Source organism: Candidatus Nitrosotalea sp. FS, from assembly GCF_011319475.1.
GTDB lineage: Archaea > Thermoproteota > Nitrososphaeria > Nitrososphaerales > Nitrosopumilaceae > Nitrosotalea.
Map to the genome: position 1 here is coordinate 2,703 of NZ_RCMC01000130.1, position 858 is coordinate 3,560.

At 41.5% G+C, this 858-nt stretch carries 3 protein-coding genes and 1 pseudogene; all 4 read right to left on the reverse strand.

The features are described from left to right. Positions 1 to 229 (reverse strand): isocitrate/isopropylmalate family dehydrogenase (locus tag DYY66_RS14145; protein WP_255496096.1); only part of this gene is annotated, 229 nt, incomplete at its 3' end. Continuing rightward, a partial coding sequence (locus tag DYY66_RS04685; RefSeq protein ID WP_304515736.1) for an alpha-isopropylmalate synthase regulatory domain-containing protein occupies positions 230 to 491 on the reverse strand: 262 nt, incomplete at its 5' end. It abuts the gene before it with no gap. A 1-nt stretch (position 492) separates the two neighbouring features. Further along, a pseudogene (locus DYY66_RS04690) lies at positions 493 to 662 on the reverse strand (isocitrate/isopropylmalate family dehydrogenase); the annotation flags it as partial. Next, positions 663 to 858, reverse strand: a 196-nt coding sequence (locus tag DYY66_RS04695) for an alpha-isopropylmalate synthase regulatory domain-containing protein (protein ID WP_304515737.1), incomplete at its 5' end; no start/stop codon positions are given.

Genomic DNA, 858 nt, shown 5'->3' on the forward strand with positions numbered 1-858 from the left:
CACTTTCTCCAACAGGTGCCTTTAGACACACATCTGATTTTTTTATTATGTCTAATGTTTCATCTGGTAATGCCTTGCCGGTTTTTTTGAGTGCTGCATCACCTGCCTGTAACTTTGTGATTTGTACCTTGACTCCCATCTTGTCGTTTACTGTATCCAGTACATCAATTACTGATTCTGATAATTCGGGGCCTATGCCGTCGCCCGTGATGAGTGCTATCTTGTACATCTACTGTCCCAGGTTTTTTTGTTTGAGAATTTTTTTGAGCATGATTCTGTTTATGCCGTCTATCATTGCCTGTACACTTGTGATGACAATGTCTTCTCCCACTGATTTTGCAGATGCTTGGTTGCCGTATGGGTCCTCAACCTTGATTGTAACCTCACACAATGCCTCAGAGCCTCCAGAGATTGAATCTAGTCTATAGTCCTTTATTCTCACTTTGGATATTTCGCCAGTGATTTTTTGTATTGCATTAATTGATGCATCTNTCATCTGGCAATGCCTTGCCGGTTTTTTTCAGTGCTGCATCTCCTGCCTGTAACTTTGTAACTTGTACTTTAACTCCCATCTTGTCATTTACTGTATCCAGTACATCAATTACTGATTCTGATAATTCGGGGCCTATGCCGTCGCCCGTGATGAGTGCTATCTTGTACATCTACTGTCCCAGGTTTTTTTGTTTGAGAATTTTTTTGAGCATGATTCTGTTTATGCCGTCTATCATTGCCTGTACACTTGTGATGACAATGTCTTCTCCCACTGATTTTGCAGATGCTTGGTTGCCGTATGGATCTTCAACTTTGATGGTAACCTCACACAATGCCTCCGAGCCTCCTGAGATTGAATCTAGTCTA